We start from the raw sequence: 19670 nt of genomic DNA on the forward strand, positions 1-19670 counted from the left end.
GGTCGTGGTGGAGTGAGGTCGCGTGCTCGGTGTGGCCGACGACGGTTGTGGTGGGACATATAGCGGTTCAGCACTGACTTCAGGTGATGGCTCAGCCTGTCCTGCTGAGCCATCGGTGCAGTGCGACGGCCAGCTCCACCGGTGCGTCGTACTGCACGAGGTGCCCGGCGTTCTCGATGATCTCCAGGTCAGCGCCCGGGATGAGGTCCACGAGCCGGCGGCCGCGATCCGGCGGGATCCACGTGTCACGGTCGCCCCAGATGACGTGGGTCGGCACGGTGATCGTCGGCAGCAGGTCGTGGAACTCGTCGGTGAACCGTTCGTCGGCCTGGGCGATCTGGCGGTAGAACGCGGCCTGTCCCTCGGCGGTCAGCCACGGCTCGGTCAGCGTCGCCAGCTGCTCGTCGGTCAGGCCGCGGTAGCTGGCTCCACGGATGTACGCCTCCAGCGCACCGCGGTGCACCGCCGGCGGTAGCTCAGCGAACGTGTCGGCGTTGGCTGTGACCAGCCGGAAGAAATCCGAGCCCCACGGCCGCAACGCGACGACGTCCACCAGCGCGAGCGACCTGTACATGGCCCTGTGCAACAGGTGCGCGCGCAGGGAGACCGCTCCGCCGTAGTCGTGAGCCACGACGTGTGGTTCGCGAAGCTCCCAATGTGCGAGCAGGTCGGCGAACAGTTCACCCTGGACGGCGAGGTCGACCGGATGGTCAGCCTGTTTCGAGGATGTGCCGTATCCCGGCATGTCCCACAGATAGACGGTGAACTCGCTGCTCAAGGCGTGCGCATACGGCTCCCACAAGCGCGACGACCACGGCGTGCCATGACACAACACCACCGCTGGGCCTTGACCGCGGACGTCCCAGCCGACGGTACGACCGCGCCATTGGAACCGCTGGGAGAGAGCCATGATCCCATCAAAGCACTGGCCGCGCAGGTCGTTGCGGTGATCAGGGACTGAAGGCAGACGCGTTGTCGTGCGCCCAGTCGGCGAAGGTGAGCGCGGGACGGCCCAGGAGGTCCTCCACGGTGCGGGTCGTGGGGCCGGGGCGTTCGCTGTAGTCGGCCAGTGAGCCGAGCAGGCGGGAAGGGACCTCCTCGGGTAGTCCCTGCGCGAGCATGCCGTGCCGTACCTGCTCGGCTGGGAGCTCCTGGAAGGACAGTGTCCGGTCGACGGCGGCGCCGATGAGCCGCACCTTCTCGTGCTGGTCCAGGGACTGCGGACCGGTCAGTGTGTACACCGACTCCGTTGGGGTGTTGCCGCGAAGGGCTTCCACGGCGACCGCGGCGATGTCTGTTTCGTGGATCGGGGAGGTGACGGCTTTGCCGTACGCGCCGCGCACCACATCCCCTGCCATGATCTGTGGCGCCCATGCCAGCGCGTTGGCCGCGAAGTCGGCCAGGCGCAGGATCGTCCACTTCAGACCGGAGCTGGTGACGAGATCCTCGGCTGACTTGAACTGGGCGGCGAAACGGGCTTCCCCTGCCGGGTACTCCACGGTGGTGGCCGACAGCAGCACCACGCGCTGGACGCCCTGCTCGACGGCCAGCTTCAGCAGCTCGGCGAGGCCGGGGCCGGTGGCGCGCGGGCTGATCTGAACCGCTTCGACTCCTCGCAGCGCCGACTCGATCCACTGTGGACGAAACAGGTCGCCGCTGACGACTTTCGCGTTGCCGGGAGACAGGGGCTTGCCGAGGCCGCGAGTGACCGCGGTGACGGCGGTGCCTTCGCGCAGGAGCAGGTTCATCACCTGACGTCCCACGACGCCACCGGCGCCAGTGATCAACATCATGACGGTCGTTCCTCCTTGCGGTGGTGGGATGTCACGCGGCGATCGCGAGGGCCTCTTCTGCCGGGATGGCGTGGCGGCGACGGGCTGGGAACATCGTCGTCTGGTGGGAGATGCTCCAGGCGGCGGCCTTGCAGATCAGTTCCTTGAGGCGTACGGCCATCTTGCCGGTGATCGCGGACGGTTTGGGCTGATCGTCCGGGGTCACCCACTGCAGGATGGCGTCGCGGCGGCCGAGGCTGAAGCACTGGGCGTTGTAGCCGATCTTGTTCGGGGGGATCTGGCGTCCGGTCAGGCGCGCTGCGATGGCGTCGGCCGCCAGGTAGGCCGTGGGAACTCCCGAGGCGCAGGACATCCGCAATGGCGAGCCGCTCGCGCCCGGAGCGAGCGCGGCATCGCCGACGGCGTAGACGTCCGGGTGCGACACCGACCGCATCGTGTCGTCGACGACGATCTGTCCCGTCGCGGACACCTGCAAGGTCGTGGCCGCGGCGACGGGATGGACGGCGAAGCCGGCCGTCCAGACGGTCACCTGGGCCGGGACCGCGCGGCCGTCGGCGGTGACCACGCCGGTCGGCTCGACGCTCGCGATGTCGGTGTGCTCGTGCAGGGTGATGCGGAGCCGGTCGAACGCCCTGCGGAGATGGCCCTGGGCCTTCTCCCCCAGCCAGTCGCCGAGGCCACCGCGGGCGGCGAGTGAGACCTCGAGGTCCGGCCGGGCCTCGGCGATCTCGGTGACGGCCTCGATGCCGGTGAGGCCGCCACCGACGACGAGCACGGTGCCGCCCTCTGCGAGGTCGGCCAGAGACGCGCGCAACCGCAGCGCGGCCTGCTTGCCGGCGATGTTGTGGGCGTGCTCGGCGACGCCGGGTACGCCGCAGTCGCCGGCGGTGCTGCCGAGTGCGTAGACGAGCGTGTCGTAGGAGATCTCCCCAGGACCGCCGGCCTCGACGACGCCGACGATCCTGCGTTCGGCGTCGACGGCGGTGACCCGCGCCAGCCGCACGTGCACACCCGTGCCCGCGAAGACATCGGTCAGTGCGCGGGGCAACAGGTCCTGGCCGGCCGCGAGCTGGTGCAGGCGGATGCGCTCGACGAACTCGGGGTCGGCGTTGACGAGGGTGATCTCGGTGTCGGTGGGGTGCAGCCGCTTGGCCAGGCGCCCGGCGGCGTTGGCTCCGGCGTATCCAGCCCCGAGAACGACGATGCGGTGCTTCATGGTTCTGCTCCTGTCCGGTCGGTGTTCGCTTCCTGAACCGGGCAGCGGCGCGAAACCTGACAGCAGCGAGGAGTGACCTGCGTCACCAGTCTCCGGCGAGCGGCTCCCCATGTCCGGACGCGGCCCACTGGCGCGTCGCGCGGTCGAGCTTGCCCGGGTTCGCCTGGGCGTGGACCGCCGCGATGCCGTCCGCGGTCACGTCCAGCGAGAAGACTCCGGCGACCCGGTCACCGACCACCATCACCAGCGCGGGTACGCCGTTGGCGACCGCGGCGAACAGGTCGGGGCGACCGCCGATCATCTCCCACTTGGCCTCGCTGGGCTTGAACAGCGTGCGGAGGAACCTCGCCACCCGCAGGGCACCGGTGATCGGCCGAGGCGCCGACAGGACCACGCCGCCGCCGTCGCCGGCGCTGATCGCGTCGTCGGTCAGCATCCTCACCAGCGACTCGGTCTTGCCGCTGAGTGCCGCGGCGAGGAACTCCTCGACGATCCTGCGAGCCGCCGTCGCGTCGACCTCCACCCTGGGCCGGTCGGCGGTCAGGTGCTGCTTGGCGCGCCGGTAGACCTGCTGACAGTTCGACTCGGTGAGGTCGAGCACCTCGGCGATCTCGCCGTGCGAGTATCCGAACGCCTCGCGCAGCACGTACACCACGCGCTCCTTCGCTGAGAGGCGCTCCATCAGCGTGAGCATCGCGATCGAGACCGATTCACGCTGCTCGACGGTGTCCGACGGGCCAAGCATCCGGTCCCCGGCGAAGACCGGCTCAGGAAGCCACTGGCCCACATAGGTCTCCCGCCTGGCCCGCGCCGAAGTGAGCCGGTTCAGGCAGATGTTGGTGAGCACCTTCGTCAGCCACGCCTCATGCGTCTCGATGAGCGTCCTGTCGGCGGACTGCCAGCGCAGGAACGTGTCCTGCACCGCGTCCTCGGCATCGTTGGCCGACCCGAGCAGGCGGTAGGCGATCGCCTCCAACCGCGCCCTGGCCGTCTCGAACACCTGGACCTCATGCGCGCCGACCAGCATGATCCCATTTTTACCATCCGACGGTCGTGGGCGGCCGAGTCGAGCGTGCTCACGACGTCGGGATCGACGACGTACAGGGATCTGGTGACGCCGGCCGAGGCCTCCCGTCCAGCTGACAGTCCGATGTAGACCTCGGGGGTGGGCGTGCCGCCCACCCCCGAGGTTCCTCTACTGCCTGCGCGTTCCGACGCTCAGCACGGTGCCGGCGATGACGGCCGCCACCGCGACCGTGATCAGCGTCGGGATGCTGAGGGTGAACTCACCCGCTCGCAGGCTGGGCAGCAGAACACCCAGCAGGACCAGTGCGAGCACTGCCACGCCGGCCAACCACGCCGTTCTGCGATTCATCGTTCTCCCCTGCGTTTCAGAGCGCGCCGAGCACCGCACCACCGGCGCACGCGCCCGCGGACTCGGCCAGCCCGGTGGTCTGGCCGTTGATCGAGTTGGTCACGACGTTGGACACGGTCTCCTTGACGCACCCACCGGCGGCCACACCACCGATGGCGCCGCCGACCGGGCTGACGTAGGGCGAGATCGCCGTTCCGAACGACACGCCGACGGCCAGTCCGAACAGACCACCCACGGCGTCACCCGCGAAGTCGGCCCACCCGTAGGCACCGGTGGGGTCGCTCTTGTTGATCGGGTCACCCTGCGCGTAGTTGTAGGCATTCGCTTCCTGGCCCGTGGGGTCCGGGGAGCGGAAACGGGCGTATGCGCTGTCGTACACGCGATAGCCCAGCAGGTAGTGACCGCGCTGCAGCTGGTACGCCCCGAGGTAGCGGAACGGGTTGGATGCGGCCGCCGTGCCGGTCGCGGTGACCGCGCCGTACGGGGCGTAGCTGTATTCGGCGGCGAGGTTGCCCGACGAGTCGACCAGCCCGAGGACACTGCCCTGCTGGTCGGTGACGGCACCGAACCTGGCCCCCGCCGCGTCCTTCAGCCCGACCAGCAGACCGTCCGGATCACGGGTGTAGCTGGACCGCTTGCCGTTGTCCACGGTCTCGGTTACCCCGACCGCCGTCCTGGTGAACGCGTGCGTGGTCTGGAAACCCGTGCCGGACTCGGTGATCGTGCCCGGCTGGGTCTGGTCCGCCGTGTCGAACTTGAAGTCCAGCACCTTCGTCGCACCGAGGTTGCCGGTGAGCACCTGGTTGGTGGGGCTGAAGGTGAAGCTCGAGTCCGGGTTGGTCGTCGACGCGTAGTTGCCGGCGCCGTCGAACACCACGGAGGTGTCGTTGATCTTCGTGTACTGGTCCGCGGCGTTGACCTGGTAGGTGCGTCCCTCACCGCTGAGCAGGTTGGCGGCGAGGTCCAGGCCGTAGTCGCCGCCCGCGCGGGTCAGGCGTCCCAGAGCGTCGTAGGTGTAGTCGGTGGTGACGCCTTTGATCGTCTTCGACTGGATCTTGTCGGTGTCCGTGCCGTCGGTCTTGGTGTAGCGGTAGCTCGCCGTGATCACCGCGGGGTTGCCCTGCTTGGCGACGCTGATCGACTTCCAGCGACCGGAGTTGTCGTAGCCGGTGGTCTGCACCGCGCCACCCGGGAACGTCGTCGTGGTGCGCCGGTCCGCGTCGTCGTAGCCGAAACCCGTTGTGCCGCCGTAGGAATCGCTCAGCGACGTGAGCCTGCTAGCCGCGTCGTAGTTGTAGGTGGCGGTACCCGTCGGGGTGGTGAGCGTGCGGAGGTTGCCGATCTTGTCGTAGGTGTACGACACGACCTCACCGCCACGCGTGACCTTGGTCAGCCTGTTGGACGGGTCGTACTCGAGCGTCCGGGTGGCGTTCGACGTCTGCGTACCGGTCAGGTTTCCGTTGGCGTCGAAGGTGTTCGCCTGCAACGTGGTGGTGCCGCGCTTGATCGTGATGACGCGGTCCATCTGGTCGTAGCCGTAGTCGATCTTCACGCCGTTGCCGTCGGTGACGCTGGTGAGGCGCGACAGCGAGTCGTAGCCGTACCTGGTCGGCTTGGCGGGTGCGGGAGGCACGACGGCGGTCAGGTTGCCGACGCGGTCGTACTCGTACTTCGTGGTGGCGCCCTTGCCATCGGTGCGGGAGTCGAGCAGGTTGCCGAAACCGCTGCGGTAACTGAATTTCTGCACGTCGGCGTTGAACCCCACCGAACGCACCTTCGTCACGTTGCCGCTGGAGTCGTACTCGGAGGTGATCTGGTCGCCCGACGACGTGGTGACCTGGGTGGGCAGGTGCGGGTTCTGCGCGTCGGTGTAGCCGACCACGTTCTTGGCACCGGTCGGCAGCGACGTGCCGATGAGGTTGTTCAGCGTGTCGTACTGGTAGGTCGTGGAGTGCGACAGTGCGTTGGTCGCCGAGTTGACGTCGCTGTTGGCCGTCCAGGTCGCCGACTGCGAGTGCCCGAGCGCGTCGGTCGCCTTGGTCTGCCTGCCCTCGCTGTCGAACTCGTGCACGGAACTGTGCTCGTTCGCGTCGGTGACGGTGGTCTTGCGTGCGCTGAGGTCGAAGTCGTACTTCGTGGTCGCTGTGCCACCCGCGATGGGCACGGTCAGCGACTCGACCACGGAGTTCTTCCACGTCACCGTGTACTTGCCGGTGCGCGCGTCGGTGATCGAGGTGAGGTTGCCGTCCTCGTCGTAGGTCATGGAGACCGGCTTGCCGTCACGGCCCGCGAACCGGCTCAACCGCTGGTCGGTGTCGTAGGCGAACCCGCCGAACGTGAACCCGGACGGGTCGGTGATGGACTTGACCTCGCCGGTCTCGTCGCTCGCGAAGGTCGTCACCCGGCCCTGCGAGTCGACGATCGACGCGATCTCACCGTCAGTCGTGTACCGCATGGAGTTGCTGTGCCCGTTGCGGTCGGACTGGGAGAGGAGCCAGCCGTCCGCGTTGAACGTCCAGGTCTCCTTGGAGTCGCGGAAGGCGAGGTTGTACTTGTCGCCCTCGATCTTCTCCAGCGTGGCGCCCAGTCCCGGCGCGTCGGCGAAGGTGCCGTCGGACCGTTCGGTGAACGACACGCAGTAACCGTTGGGGCCGTACAACTCCATGCTGCCGTTCCACCCGACGAGCCGGACGGCGGGCCCGCTGTTGAGCTGCCAGTTGCCGAACGAGTTCCGCGCCCAGTCCTGGCTGTTGTAGACGTGGCTCACGGACAGGTCGAGTCCGGTGCCCTTCAGCGTCAGGTCGCGCGCGGTGACCATGAGGTTGCCGCTGGAGAGGTTGACCGCGAGCTCGATCCGGTCACTGATCCGGTGCCGTTCCATCGGGTACGACGGCAGGGATCCCGGCTGGTCGAACGACGTGCAGGTGAGCGTCCTGGGCCCGAGCTCCCCCGCCGAACGTGCGGGCGGCGGGCCTCCGACCGCGGTGCGGTTGACGTCCGCGGACGGAACCCATTCCCGTGGCGCGTCCGCAGACACCATCGGAACGACGCCGCCGGCGAGCAATGCCGTGGCGGCGAACAAGGACAGCATTGATCCACGTAAGACGTGGCGTCTCATCGAATCCCCCAATTCACACCAGGCACCCCCAGTGCCCGGCAGAACCACCGAGTCCCCCAATGGCCTCGGCGATCTTGATGCGAAGATTGACTTCCCCGTCCGCACGACGCAAAACACGAACCACTCGAACGGCCCAGTCGTGCGGGACGGACCAGACAGCCGAAGCCGCGCACCTGCCCGCGTGGCGATCCAGGAACGAGCATGGTGGAGTGTGCTCCACCATCAAGAGGCCCCTTGCCTCGACTGACTCGCGGACCTGCGGTTTCTAGCTTTGTGCCATGACTTCAACGGACACCGCCGGTGCACGGGCACTGGTCCTCCGCCACCCGCTGATCACGTTCTTCACACTCGCCTACGGCATCAGCTGGCTCGCCTGGACGCCGTACGTCCTGTCGCTGGACGGACTCGGCGTGCTGCACTTCCGCTACCCGGACTTCCTCGTCGGCAACCAGCTGACGGCGATCATGCCCGGCGCGTACCTCGGGCCGCTGACCGCGGCGTTCACGGTCACCGCGATCACCGAGGGGCGGGAAGGGTTGCGCCGCTGGCGCAAGCGGCTGTTCCAGTTCCGCGCCGGCGTGCGGTGGTACGCGTTCGCGTTGCTCGCGGTCCCGATCGCGGTCCTGCTCGGCACGCTGGCGATGGAAGGCGCGGAGGAGGCCGTGCGGCTGCCGTCCCTGATGGTGCTGGCCGTCTACGTTCCCGCGCTCGTGGTGCAGCTCCTGACCACCGGTCTCGCCGAGGAGCCCGGCTGGCGCGACTTCGCGCTGACCCGTCTGCAGGACCGGCACCACCCGCTGATGGCGACCCTCATCCTCAGCGTCCTGTGGGCCGGCTGGCACCTGCCGCTGTTCCTCACCCCGTGGAGCGGGCCCGACACCAGCGCCGAGACGATCGCGTTGTTCTTCGTGGTGGCGCTGGAGATGAGCGTTCTGATCACGCTGGTCTACAACAAGGGACGGCAGAGCCTGCCGCTGGTCATGCTCCTGCACTGCTCCATCAACAACTTCCAGTCGGTCGTGTTCGCCGAGGTCTTCCCGGGAGACGACCCCCGCTGGCTCTGGGGTCCCGCGCTCGGCCTCGGCCTGCTCTCCGCCGTCGTGATCGCCACCACCCGCGGCAGGCTCGGCTACAACGCCGCTGCCCAGCAGACGGTGATGGCCAGCGCATGAACCACGCACTGCAGACGCACGCCGTGACCGAGACCTACGGCATCGCGGGCTCCGCCAGCGCCGTGACGTCGCCGAACCTGAGTCCGTTGGCGCCGCACGTGACATCTCAGGCCCTTGCCGGTCACACTCCCAGCTCGTCCTTCTCCCCCAGCCGGCGCAACGCGTCGGCGAGCCGTTGCCTGCGGACGCGCTCCGCACGCGACGCGATCCACAGGCAGAGCACGCCGAGCGGCAGCTCGACGAACAGCGCTTGGGCCCAGGCGAGCGGACGGTCGCGGCGCGGGCTGGACATCGTGTCGAACCAGGCGTCCACGAACAGCAGCGCGCCGGTCACCGCGGCGGGCAGCTGCACGTGGTCGCGCCGCCGCAGGGCCAGCCAGCCGGTGACGACCAGCATCGTCGCGAGCGCGACGTCGAAGACCACCCAGGAGAGCGTGTACTGGCGAAGCGAGGTGGTCAGGAACGCGCCGCAGCGCACCTTGGTGTCCGGGCAGCGGCTGGACGCGTTCAGGAAGTCGTTGAACAGCACACCCGCCCAGATCAGCGTGATCACGCCGGCGGCCAGGTAGAACGGGCCTGCCCAGCGGGGCAGCCCAGCGCGCTTCTCCGTTCCTCCCACGTGCTGAAGCCTAGTGAAGCTGATCATCTCCCGCTGTCCGGACGAGGCACGGCCGCGACGACCACAGGTCGCCGCGGCCGATCCGCCGTCAGACGGGGAAGACGCCGAACGACTGCGCGGCGGTGCCGTTGCAGACGTAGATCTGCAGCGCGGCGCCCTCAGTGGACAGTCCTCCCGGCACGTCGAGGCAGTGGCTGCTCGTGCCGGCGACCCGCGACTTGAGGGTCACGAAGTCGGGCAGGTTCCGGCTGGCCTGGAACCGCTGGTTGCTGATGTTCGCACAGGGCCACTGGACGACCGGCGTCCCGTTGTTGTTCCTGCCCAGCACGTCCATGCACTTCAGGGTGACCGCGTTGCGGATCTGGAAGATGTGGTCGTCGTGGTCGACGAAGTCCCAGCGCTGGAACGCGCTGCCGTTGCAGGAGACCTGGACGATCGGCACGCCGTCCGCCGTCGACTCGCCCTGCGGCGCCAGGCACTTGCCGCTGACGGCGCTCCGGACGGTCACGTCGAAGTGGTCGTCGGCCATGGCCGGAGCGGCGGTGCCGAGCAAACCGACCACGGCGGCGGTCATCGCGAGCGCTGTGGTGGCGATCCGTTTTCTCATGTGAGCAACCTCCCCTGAGCTCAGGCGCCGAACCCCGGGTCGCCTGAGGTGGAACACGATGGGTCGTCACGCACGATGGCAAGGCCCGCCGACAACCCGTCGACAGTGCGCCGACAACGGCCGGATCGGCGAGGTTCGGGTAGGACGCGTCGAACTCGTCGCCAGAATCCGCTCGTCGACGAGCACGTGGCGACGGACGGCTGACCGTGACGGGGTGTCAGGTATTCCACACCGCGCGTATCATCTGACGCTGGCTTCGACCACACGACGAGCCAGGTGTGAGGTTTCGTGGGAGACGGCGCGATGGTGCGGCCCACCATCGGCATGATCACGGCAGGCCCGCTCATCGAGCTCGCCGGCGAGCAGTGGCAAGGCGTCAGCGACGGCGCGGCCGCCGGTGGCTGCGACCTCGTCTGCTTCGCCGGCACCGAGCTGGCACACCCGGACCGCCACAAACGGCAGGCCAACGCGGTCTACGACCTCATCGCGCCCGGCCGGATCGACGGGCTCGTCATCTGGACGACGCGGATCAGCCAGCAGATCGGTGAGGCCGCGATGCGCGAGTTCGCCGGCCGCTACGCGCCCATCCCGATCGTCAGCGTCGAGGCGCACCTGGCGGACTGGCCGACGGTGCTGATGGACAACCGCGCCGGCATGGACCAGGCGGTCAGCCACCTGATCGAGGTGCACGGCCATCGGCGGATCGGCTTCGTGCGCGGTCCGCTGGCACATGTCGGTGCGCAGGCCCGCTACCAGGGCTACGTGGACGCGCTCGTCCGCCACGGTCTGCCGGTCGAGCCGGCGCTCGTGACCGCGCCGGCCCCGTCCTGGGATCCCGCCGCCGCGGCGGACGCGGTCGCCCGGCTGCTGGACGAGTCAGCGGAACCGCCGGACGCCTTCGCGGCCGCCAACGACGAGTTCGCGCTCGGGGTGGTGACCGCGGTGCAGGAGGCAGGTCTGCGCACGCCGGAGGACGTGGCGGTCGTCGGGTACGACAACCACACGTGCATCCGCTCGAACGATCTCGGCTACCAGGCGTCCGCACTGCCGGCTTCGGGCAGCGTGCACCGCCGGGTGAACATCGACGCGGGGACGCCCGCGCTGACCACGGTGCGCGCTCCGTTCTACGAGATGGGGCGCCGGGCCGCCGAACTCGCGTGTGCGTTGGTCCGGGGCGAACCCGCGCCCGCGCTGGAGATCGTTCCCACCGAGCTCGTCGTCCGCCGCTCGTGCGGCTGCATCCCTTCCGGCAACGGGATCTCCGCACCCGCGCACGGTGAGCTCGCCGTACCGGAGCACGACACCGCCGAGGCGGTCGCCGCGAACCTGCGCCAGGGGCTCGGTCCGAAGTCGGCCGTGCTGCCGGACGGATGGGCCGAACACCTGATCCGCCTGTTCCTGGACGCCGGGCGGCCAGAGGGTTTCCTCGGCGTGTTCGCGGAGTACCTGCGCGACAGCGCCCGCGCCGGGTGCGCGGCGCAGTCGTGGTGGGCGCCGTTGTTCTACCTGCGCCGGTTCGCCCTCGCGCGCGGCGCCGACGGGGGCGCGATCGAGGACCTGTGGCTGCGGGTGCAGCTGATGGTGTCCGACGTGGTCGAGCGGGAGAGGACGTTCGAGTACCTCCTGCACGAACGGCAGGACCAGACCGTGCGCGAGGCGGGCCAGCGGCTGATCGTCTCGCGAGATGTCGCCGAGCTCACCGACGCGCTGGTGGCCGAGCTGCCCAGGATGGGAATTCCCGGCTGTCACGTGATGACGTTCGAGTCGACCCGTGAGTGGGCGCGCCCCCTGATGTCGTACGAGAACGGCGAACTCCGGCCGGAGCGCACGGCGCTGACGTTCCGGTCCACCCAGCTCACGCCCGACCGCATCGACCGGCCGGCGCCGGGCAACTTCGTGGCCGCCGCGCTCTTCGGGCTCGAGGAGCAGCTGGGGTTCGCGCTGTTCGAGGTGGGCGCGATGCCGGGATGGGTCTACGAGGCGATCCAGCAGCAGCTCAGCAGTGCCTTGCGAGGCATCAGGATGCTCGAGCGGGAACGGCAGGCTCTCACCGAGGCCGAGCAGGCGCGGCGCTCGCTGGAACTGGCCCACGCCGAACTGGAGGACCGGGTGCGGGAGCGCACCGCGGCACTGGTCGACGAGATCGCCGAACGCGAGCGGCTGGAGGCACAGCTGCGGCACGCGCAGAAGATGGAGGCGATCGGCCGCCTCACCGGTGGCATCGCACACGACTTCAACAACATCCTGACCGTCATCAACGGCAACAGCGAGGCGTTCCTCCGGCGCTGTTCGCCGGAGGACCCACGGCGTCCGGAGATCGAGGACATCCGGCACGCCGGTGAGCGCGCGGCGAACCTCACGCACCAGCTGCTCGCCTTCACCCGCCAGCAGGTGCTGAACCCCGAACTGGTGGACCTCAACGCGACGATCACCAAGGTGCGGGCCATGCTGGCGACCCTGATCGGTGAGGACGTGGAGCTGACGCTGGACCTGCCCGCGCACGTGTCGCCGGTCTGGGCGGACGCCGGCCAGGTCGAGCAGATCCTGTTCAACCTGGCCGCGAACGCCCGTGACGCGATGCCCGGCGGCGGCGTGCTCGGCATCGGCACGGAGGACGTGGTCCTCGACGCCGGCCACCCCGGCCGCATCGTCGGCGTGCGCCCCGGCGACTACGTGGTGCTCAGCGTGAGCGACACCGGCACCGGCATGGACGAGTCGGTCCAGACGCAGATCTTCGAGCCGTACTTCACCACGAAACCCGTGGGCAAGGGCACCGGCCTCGGCCTGGCCACGGTGTTCGGCATCGTGCAGCAGAGCGGCGGTCAGATCGACCTGACGAGCTCGCCCGGCGCGGGCACGACGGTCTCCGTGTACCTGCCCCGTGCGCAGACACCCGCCGCACCGCTCCCCCGCGCCACGCCCCCGACGTCACCTCACCAGGGCTCGGAAACCATCCTGCTGGTGGAGGACGACAGCCAGGTCCGCGCCGCCGCACGCCACTCGCTGGAGCGGTCCGGGTACGCGGTGATCGAGGCACGCAACGGTCTGCATGCGCTGAAACTCGTCGACACCCATGACGACATCGACCTCATCGTGACCGATGTCGTCATGCCGAAGATGGGCGGACCCGAGCTCGCGGACACGGTGCGGCGGATCCAGCCTGATCTCCCCGTGCTGTACGTGTCCGGCTGCACGACCGCGGACGAGCTGGACGACACGGCGGTTCTGCTCGCCAAGCCGTACGCGGAGACCGAGCTGCTGGACGTGGTCCGCAGGCTGCTCGACCAAGCGGTCTGATCACGTCCGGAACCGGTCGAGCGTGTCACCCCGCCCCCGGCGGGATGCTCTGTGTCGCCTGGTGGTCGCCGGTCGCGAGCCACACCTCAGTGGTCCGTCGCTCGACGATCCTTCGATGCGACGGCACCATTCGCGCTCGACAGCTACCGCCCGGCGGCCCTGGATCCGGCGCCTCGACCCGAAGTGAAGGCTGGATGACCGGACCGTTCGGCGAAGCACTGAGACTCCTCGGCAAGGGGATCACGTGGATCCTCGCAGATCCCTCACGCAGGACTTTCGTGACTTACGGCGCGCAGAACCTCGCCAGGAGCTACTCCACCCATCGCGCACTCAGGAATCACCGCCAGAAGATCCTCAAGACGGACAAGGTGTCCGCCGCCGCGGACACCATCAGGGCCACCCTCGACGATCGTCAGGCGGCAGAACTGCGAAGGACCTGGGAGAGCGCGCTGGCATCGCACTCCACCCCCGTGCCCGACGGGCAGATCACGCTGGTGATCAAGGGAGCGAACGCGGTCTCCCACAACCCCGCCATCGCGCAGATGCTCACCGAGATCCTCCCTGCCGACAGCCAGGAGCCCGCGAATCGGCGGATCCTGTTCGTCATCGCGCTCTTCTTCGTGTACCTGGCCGCGATGGCAGGCCTCGACACACGCGACTGGGACCACTACCTGAGCACGGCCGCGTTCCTGGCGCATGCGGTTCTGACCGCTCGGCCCGAGGAGCCGGAAACGCCACCCGAATCCGACGAGTGACCTCGGTGTCTTCCTGGCGGGAGTGGTGGCGCATCAGCGATTCCGCGCCGCCGTGCGTCCGGGAACCGACACCAGTCCGCGTCCGGTGGTCAGGGGCAGGTCGAGTGCGGTGAGCAGGCCGGGTGGTGCGTCGACGACCGCGGGAACGGCGTTGACCAGACGCATGGCGGTGGACGCCACGCCCGCGGTGTTGTGGTCGCCGTCGCCGCCGGTCAGTCGCAGGTCCAGCACGTAGTTGGGTTCGCCGGTGATCTCGACGCGGTAGCAGCCGGTGCCGACCGGCTGTGGCCAGTCCGGTGCCAGGTCCGGGTGCAGCCGGGTGACGTGTTCGAGCACGAGCACGGGTTGATCCGCGATCATGCCGCTGACGGTGAACCGCAATGCCGCCATGGTGCCTTCGGCGATCGTGCGGCCCGCGGCCGTGAAGGGGGCCGGCGCCGGGTACCGCTCGTGGTGTTCGACGACCGAGTCCAGCCCGACGTCCAGGGCCGCGGCCAGCTGGCGGACCACGCTGCCCCAGGCGAGCGAGAGCACGCCGGGCTGCAGCAGGAGCGGAGTGTGGTCGGGCGGTGTGCCGAAGCCCATGATGTCGAACAGCACCAGCGGGTTGTCGTAGGTGGAGTAGTCCGTGATCTCCGAACAGCGGATGAGGTCGATGCGCTGACAGGTGCCGGACAACAGCAGGGGTAGCCAGTCGTTGGCCCAGCCGGGGTCGATTCCGTTGACCCACAGCGAACTTCCGCCCTCTGCCGCGGCCCGGCGAACGGGCTCGATCAGCTCGGGTGGCACCGTGCCCTCCGGGTAGGACAGGAACACCGGACCACTGGCCACCACGTTGATGCCCGCTCGCAGCAACAGGCACAGGTCGTCGATCGCCTCGGTCAACCGGTTGTCGGCCATCGCCGTGTAGACGACGCAGTCCGGCTCCGCCGCGATCAGCTGGGCGGCGTCCGTGGTCGCCCGGATCCCGATCGGGTCCACCCCGGCCAGTTCCCCGGCGTCGCGGCCGTTCTTGGCGGGGTCGGACACCCACACGCCCGCCAGTTCCAGAGCGGGGTGGTCGATGATGCCGCGCAACGCCCACCTGCCGACGTTGCCGGTGCTCCACTGCACCACGCGCATCCGAGCCTCCTCAGAGATCAGGCAGGGTGAAGTCCAGGTTGGGCGCGCCGATCCCGCCGTCGACGCGCAGCACTGATCCCGTGGTGTAGCCGGAGGCACGCGACGCCAGGAACAGCACCGCGGCCGCGACCTCGTCGGGGTGTCCCAGCCGGCGCAGCGGCGTCGCCTGCTCCATCGAGGTCCTGATCTTCTCGTCGCGGGCCACCACGTCCAGCGCCGAGGTGTGGACCGAGCCCACGTCGATCGCGTTCACCCTGATCCGCGGCGCGAGGTCCGTGGCGGCCAGGCGCGTGTAGTGGGTCAGGGCCGCCTTCGCGGTGCCGTAGGCGAGGAACCCCCGACCGGCGAGCCGGCCCATGACGGAGGCGATGTTGACCACCGACCCGCCACCTCCGTCGAGCATGAGCGGGACCGCCGCACAGGTCAGCGCGTGCGCGGTGGTGACGTTGAAGTGGAAGGCGTCTTCCAGGAAGTCCGGCGTCGTCGTCAGGAACGTGTTCGGCATGGTGCCGCCCACGTTGTTCACCACCACGTCCAGCCGCCCGAACCGCTCGGCGGCCGTGTGCGCCAGCGCGGCCACGGCGTCCACATCGGACAGATCTGCCGGCACGACGACGGCGCTCCGCCCCAGTGCCGTGATCTTGCCCGCGACCTCTGCCAACTGCTCCGCGGTGCGCGCGCTGATCACCACGTCCGCGCCGGCCTCTGCCAGCGCTATCGCCGATGCCGCACCGATGCCGCGGCCCGCGCCGGTCACCACGGCCACCGCGCCGGGCAACCTGAACATGTCCGTCACCACCCGGCCACTCTTAAGCTCTTGTGCTTAAAAGTCAAGATGCGCGTGTTAACGTAGTGCCGTGGCCAGCGCGGACGCCAAGGAACGGATCATCGTCGCCGCCGAGCGGTTGATCGCCGAGCACGGCCCGGAGGTGCCGTTGCGCGACATCGCGACGGCCGCGGGCCAGCGCAACAACTCGGCCGTCCAGTACCACTTCGGCTCCAGGGACGGGCTGATCGACGCCGTCGCCGAGCACCGCATCGCCGACCTCGAGCAGCATCGCCTCGAACTGCTCGCCGAGAGCGAGGCGGCAGGCGTCGCACAGGACGTCCGCGTTCTGGTCTCGGCGCTGGTGATGCCGATGCTGACCGTCCCCTATGAACACGGCGCCACCCACTACGCGCGGTTTCTCGAACAGGTCCGCACTCACTCCGCGCTGGCGGCGGACACCAACCTCGACCGAGCCGGGCGGGCCGCCGTCCGGCTGATCATCATTCGCCTCGACCGCGCGCTGCGGGACCTTTCGCCCGCACTCAGACGCCGTCGGCTGCGCGTCCTTCCCACCGTGCTGTTCGCCCTGCTCGCCGACCGTGAGCGGGCCGTGTGCGCGGGCGACCTGCCGCCGGACGACCCGCACTCGGCCGCTGAACTGGTCGACCTGATCGTCGGCATGCTCACCGCCCCGGTCTCCGCCGCCACATCGCCGTCGCGGTGAAGCCCGACGATCGGCGGGCTGCCGGCGGCGACGAGGTCGACGAGCGCGGGGATCACGCGCCCGCCTTGTTGACTGTCAAGAAGCTCTTGGGTCTACCTCAGAGGTCCAGCACCAGGCGGGGCGAACGCGACCGGGACACGCAGATCATCATCGCGTCGCCCACCGCCCGTTCCTGGTCGGTGAGCACGGAGTCGCGATGATCGGGCGTCCCGGCGAGCACGGTCGTCTCGCAGGTGCCGCAGGTGCCTTCCTGACAGGACGACAGCACGGCCACGCCCGCTCGTTCGACGACCTCGAGGACGGACTGCCCGGCCGGCACCCGCAGCACCGCGCCGGTCCGTGCCAGCTCGATCTCGAAATCGTGCCGGGGTCCTTGTGCCGCACCGGTTTTCGGCGCGAACCGTTCGACGTGGAGTGCGCCTTCCCGCCAGTCCGCACAACGCCGCTCGACGGCGGTCAGCAGGCCTTCCGGACCGCAGCAGTAGACGGTGGTGTCCTCTTCCGGCCCGCCGAGCACCGCCCGCAGGTCCAACAGGCCGTGCTCGTCCTCCGGACGGATCTCGACCTGGCCGTGGCGCTCGAGCTCGTCGCGGAACGCCATGGAGGACCGCGTTCTGCCGCCGTAGAGCAACCGCCAGTCGTGACCTGTCGCCTCGACCTGGGCGATCATCGGCAGGATCGGGGTGATGCCGATGCCACCGGCGATGAACAGGTAGCGCTTCGCCTCGACGAGCTCGAAGTGGTTGCGCGGCCCTCGCACCTCGATTTGCTGCCCCACGGCGAGAACGTCGTGCACGTGCCGCGAGCCGCCGCGCCCATCCGGTTCGCGAAGGACGGCGACCTGCATGATCGACGTGTCGTTCGGGTCGCCGCACAGCGAGTACTGGCGCACCAGGTCGTCGGCGAGCACGAGGTCGACGTGGGCACCCGGTGTCCAGCCCGGCAGCGGGTCGCCGTCCGGATGCCGCAACGTCAGGAGCACCACACCGTCGGCGATCGGTTCCTTGTCGTCCAGCAGGAGCTTCATGACGCGTGCCCGTTGGGATGATCGAGCAGCCACTCCCACAGCTCGACGGGATCTTCGAACTCGCGTTCGGCGGAGCAGTGGCACACCGCGCGGAGCCGGTCCGTGCCCAGCACCCAGTGGACGCGGAACACGCGGTCTCCGGTGAGCGCGTTCATGCCTTCTCGCACAGGCGCTTGAGCATCCGCCGTGCAGCGAGTCCACCGGTGTCGATGTTGATCGACAGCTCCTGGTAGCCGTCCGGCTCGTTCGCGATGACCTGCTCCAGCACGTTCAACGCCACTACGTCCTGCATGACGACGGTGCGGTTGTTCTCGGCGAGGAACGCGGAGACCTCCTCGTCCCCGAGTGCGAAATCCCGTGCCACGCACCAGAAGTCGTGCGTCGAGGACTCGGTCTCCGGCGTGATCGCGTACACGACCTCGACGTGGAACGCGTCCGGGTCGGTGCCGTCCGGGTTGGGCACGGAGCCGACCGGCGCGATGCGACTGTGCAGTTTGTACAGGCACGGTGGCGTGTACTCGATGTCCTGCCAGCGCGCGATCCTGCCCTGCAGGCCGGTGGACTTGGCGTAGAACGGCGGGCATTCCGCGTCGTCCATGTGCCGCGACACGTAGACGATGCCGGCGTCCTCGTCGACCTCGGTCGTGATCGGGGTGGAGGCGACCTCCGGTGTGCCGATGTAGCCGCCGTGCAGGTAGGTCTCGTGCGAGAGGTCCAGCAGGTTGTCGACGAGCAGCTCGTACCTGGCGTTCAACGGTTCCATGCCGGCCACGGTCGTGTAGTCCGGCGCGACGAGCCACGGCGCACGCGGGATCCGCGACGCGTCGGCGTTCGCCGGGTCGCCGATGAAGACCCACACGAACGAGTCCTGCTCGACGACGGGATACGGCAGGAGCCGTGCGGTGCGCGGGATGCGGGTCTGGCCGGGTACGGCGACGCACTTGCCGGTCACGTCGTAGGTGAAGCCGTGGTACCCGCAGACCACCTGGTCGTCGACGAGCCGGGAAGGCTTTTGCGACAACGGGAAACGGCGGTGCACACAGCGGTCCGGCATGGCTGTCACCGCGCCGTCGCGAGTGCGCCAGAACAGTATCGGCTCGCCGCAGATGGTGCGGTTGAACAGGTCGTGCTCGATCTCGGAACCGTAAGCCGCGACGTACCACTGGTCGCGCGGGAAGCCGGTCATCGACGCTCCTCATCCGTGGTGGGAACCACAGAGTGGTGGAGGCCACAGCCCGTGCCGTAGAGCACTTTCCGAAAAATGGAAGTCGATCCTAATTCGACAGTGCGCGGGAGATCGCCTGGGCGCTGGTGCGCACGAGCGGCGCCAGTGCGTGCGAAGTGGTGCTGCCGTGCCGCACGACCAGCGACACCGCGGCGACGACCTCGCCCTGCCGGTCGCGGATCGGCGCGCCGACCGACAGGGCGTCCATCGTGACCTGGCGGTCACTGATCGAAAAGCCGTTCGACCGGACGTCGGCGAGCATCCGGCGCACCTGCGCCGGATCGGTGACGGTCTTCGCGGTGTAGCGGGTGATCGGCTCGCTGAGCACTTCCTCCTGCACCTCGACGGGGGCGTGCGCGAGCAGGACCAGGCCGACACCGGTGACGGTGAGGGCGAACCTGTCGCCGACGCGGGTGAGCACCGGCACCGCGCCGGAACTGGCGATCCGTTCGACGAAGACGACCTCCGTGCCCTCCCTGACGGCGAGCTGCACGTTCTCCCTGGTGATCCGGGAGAGGTCCTCGAGGAACGGCAACGCGGCCTCGCGCAGCCCCGGACCACGCGGCGCGAGGGAGCCGAGTTCCCACAGCCGCAGCCCGATCCGGTACAGCCCGTCCGTGCCTCGTTCGACGGCGCCCCACGCGCAAAGCTCCTGCATCAGCCGGTGCGTGGTCGACAACGGCATGTCCGCACGCCGGGCGAGATCGCTCAACGTCAGCTCGCGGCGGTCGGCGTCGAACGCGTCGAGGAGCCGCAGCGCACGGCCGATCACCGGCCCGGTGGGGCCCGCGGGCCTGCCTCTTCTCGACACGCTCATCCCGCCATCTTGCCCGGAACCGTCCGGTGGCCAC

Annotated in this window: 18 protein-coding genes; 4 read left to right on the top strand and 14 right to left on the bottom strand. The window is 69.1% G+C overall.

Annotation, left to right across the window (positions count from 1 at the left end):
• Positions 1-91: 91 nt before the first annotated feature.
• The 6 genes from ACIRG5_RS23590 to ACIRG5_RS23615 form a co-directional block, all read right to left on the bottom strand.
• Complete coding sequence (locus ACIRG5_RS23590; RefSeq protein WP_402907962.1) at positions 92-910, bottom strand: alpha/beta fold hydrolase; 819 nt, start codon at positions 908-910, stop codon at positions 92-94.
• 40 nt (positions 911-950) lie between these two features.
• Positions 951-1793, bottom strand: a complete 843-nt coding sequence (locus tag ACIRG5_RS23595; RefSeq protein WP_402907964.1) for an NAD(P)H-binding protein — start codon at positions 1791-1793, stop codon at positions 951-953.
• Positions 1794-1824: 31 nt separating this feature from the next.
• A complete protein-coding gene (locus tag ACIRG5_RS23600) occupies positions 1825-3009 on the bottom strand; it encodes an NAD(P)/FAD-dependent oxidoreductase (RefSeq protein WP_402907966.1) in 1185 nt (394 codons plus the stop codon).
• A gap of 82 nt (positions 3010-3091) precedes the next feature.
• The gene (locus ACIRG5_RS23605) at positions 3092-4036 is read right to left on the bottom strand and encodes an RNA polymerase sigma-70 factor (RefSeq protein ID WP_402907967.1); all 945 of its coding nucleotides are present in this window, start codon (positions 4034-4036) and stop codon (positions 3092-3094) included.
• A gap of 168 nt (positions 4037-4204) precedes the next feature.
• A complete protein-coding gene (locus ACIRG5_RS23610) occupies positions 4205-4384 on the bottom strand; it encodes a hypothetical protein (protein ID WP_402907969.1) in 180 nt (59 codons plus the stop codon).
• A gap of 16 nt (positions 4385-4400) precedes the next feature.
• A complete protein-coding gene (locus ACIRG5_RS23615; protein ID WP_402907971.1) occupies positions 4401-7475 on the bottom strand; it encodes an RHS repeat-associated core domain-containing protein in 3075 nt (1024 codons plus the stop codon).
• Positions 7476-7780: 305 nt separating this feature from the next.
• On the opposite strand from ACIRG5_RS23615, the gene ACIRG5_RS23620 reads away from it, so the two are divergent.
• A complete protein-coding gene (locus ACIRG5_RS23620) occupies positions 7781-8674 on the top strand; it encodes a CPBP family intramembrane glutamic endopeptidase (protein ID WP_402907973.1) in 894 nt (297 codons plus the stop codon).
• A 121-nt stretch (positions 8675-8795) separates the two neighbouring features.
• Here the strand turns inward: ACIRG5_RS23620 and ACIRG5_RS23625 are convergent, their stop codons facing one another.
• Complete coding sequence (locus ACIRG5_RS23625; protein WP_402907975.1) at positions 8796-9293, bottom strand: hypothetical protein; 498 nt, start codon at positions 9291-9293, stop codon at positions 8796-8798.
• A gap of 88 nt (positions 9294-9381) precedes the next feature.
• Entirely contained in the window at positions 9382-9900 is a 519-nt protein-coding gene (locus ACIRG5_RS23630) for an RICIN domain-containing protein (RefSeq protein ID WP_402907977.1), read from the bottom strand.
• Between the two features lie 288 nt (positions 9901-10188).
• Here ACIRG5_RS23630 and ACIRG5_RS23635 point away from each other — a divergent pair, with 288 nt between their 5' ends.
• Positions 10189-13197, top strand: coding sequence for a substrate-binding domain-containing protein (locus ACIRG5_RS23635; protein WP_402907979.1), 3009 nt, complete (start codon positions 10189-10191; stop codon positions 13195-13197).
• A gap of 194 nt (positions 13198-13391) precedes the next feature.
• On the top strand, positions 13392-13952 hold the full coding sequence (locus ACIRG5_RS23640) for a hypothetical protein (protein ID WP_402907981.1): 561 nt from the start codon (positions 13392-13394) through the stop codon (positions 13950-13952).
• A gap of 33 nt (positions 13953-13985) precedes the next feature.
• Here ACIRG5_RS23640 and ACIRG5_RS23645 read toward each other — a convergent pair whose 3' ends face one another.
• Both ACIRG5_RS23645 and ACIRG5_RS23650 read right to left on the bottom strand, forming a co-directional pair.
• Positions 13986-15074 (bottom strand): diacylglycerol kinase, encoded by a 1089-nt coding sequence (locus ACIRG5_RS23645; RefSeq protein ID WP_402907983.1) that lies wholly within the window; start codon positions 15072-15074, stop codon positions 13986-13988.
• Between the two features lie 10 nt (positions 15075-15084).
• The gene (locus tag ACIRG5_RS23650) at positions 15085-15873 is read right to left on the bottom strand and encodes an SDR family oxidoreductase (protein ID WP_402907985.1); all 789 of its coding nucleotides are present in this window, start codon (positions 15871-15873) and stop codon (positions 15085-15087) included.
• A 58-nt stretch (positions 15874-15931) separates the two neighbouring features.
• On the opposite strand from ACIRG5_RS23650, the gene ACIRG5_RS23655 reads away from it, so the two are divergent.
• Complete coding sequence (locus ACIRG5_RS23655; RefSeq protein WP_402907987.1) at positions 15932-16567, top strand: TetR family transcriptional regulator; 636 nt, start codon at positions 15932-15934, stop codon at positions 16565-16567.
• A 97-nt stretch (positions 16568-16664) separates the two neighbouring features.
• Here the strand turns inward: ACIRG5_RS23655 and ACIRG5_RS23660 are convergent, their stop codons facing one another.
• The 4 genes from ACIRG5_RS23660 to ACIRG5_RS23675 form a co-directional block, all read right to left on the bottom strand.
• Entirely contained in the window at positions 16665-17594 is a 930-nt protein-coding gene (locus tag ACIRG5_RS23660; RefSeq protein ID WP_402907989.1) for a PDR/VanB family oxidoreductase, read from the bottom strand.
• The gene (locus ACIRG5_RS23665) at positions 17591-17749 is read right to left on the bottom strand and encodes a hypothetical protein (RefSeq protein WP_402907991.1); all 159 of its coding nucleotides are present in this window, start codon (positions 17747-17749) and stop codon (positions 17591-17593) included. The genes ACIRG5_RS23660 and ACIRG5_RS23665 overlap by 4 nt, the downstream gene beginning before the upstream one ends.
• Entirely contained in the window at positions 17746-18780 is a 1035-nt protein-coding gene (locus ACIRG5_RS23670; protein WP_402907993.1) for a Rieske 2Fe-2S domain-containing protein, read from the bottom strand. The genes ACIRG5_RS23665 and ACIRG5_RS23670 overlap by 4 nt, the downstream gene beginning before the upstream one ends.
• A gap of 88 nt (positions 18781-18868) precedes the next feature.
• A complete protein-coding gene (locus ACIRG5_RS23675) occupies positions 18869-19636 on the bottom strand; it encodes an IclR family transcriptional regulator (RefSeq protein ID WP_402907995.1) in 768 nt (255 codons plus the stop codon).
• Positions 19637-19670: the final 34 nt, after the last annotated feature.

The organism is Lentzea sp. NPDC102401, from assembly GCF_044765805.1.
In the GTDB taxonomy this organism is placed as follows: Bacteria; Actinomycetota; Actinomycetes; order Mycobacteriales; family Pseudonocardiaceae; genus Lentzea; species Lentzea sokolovensis.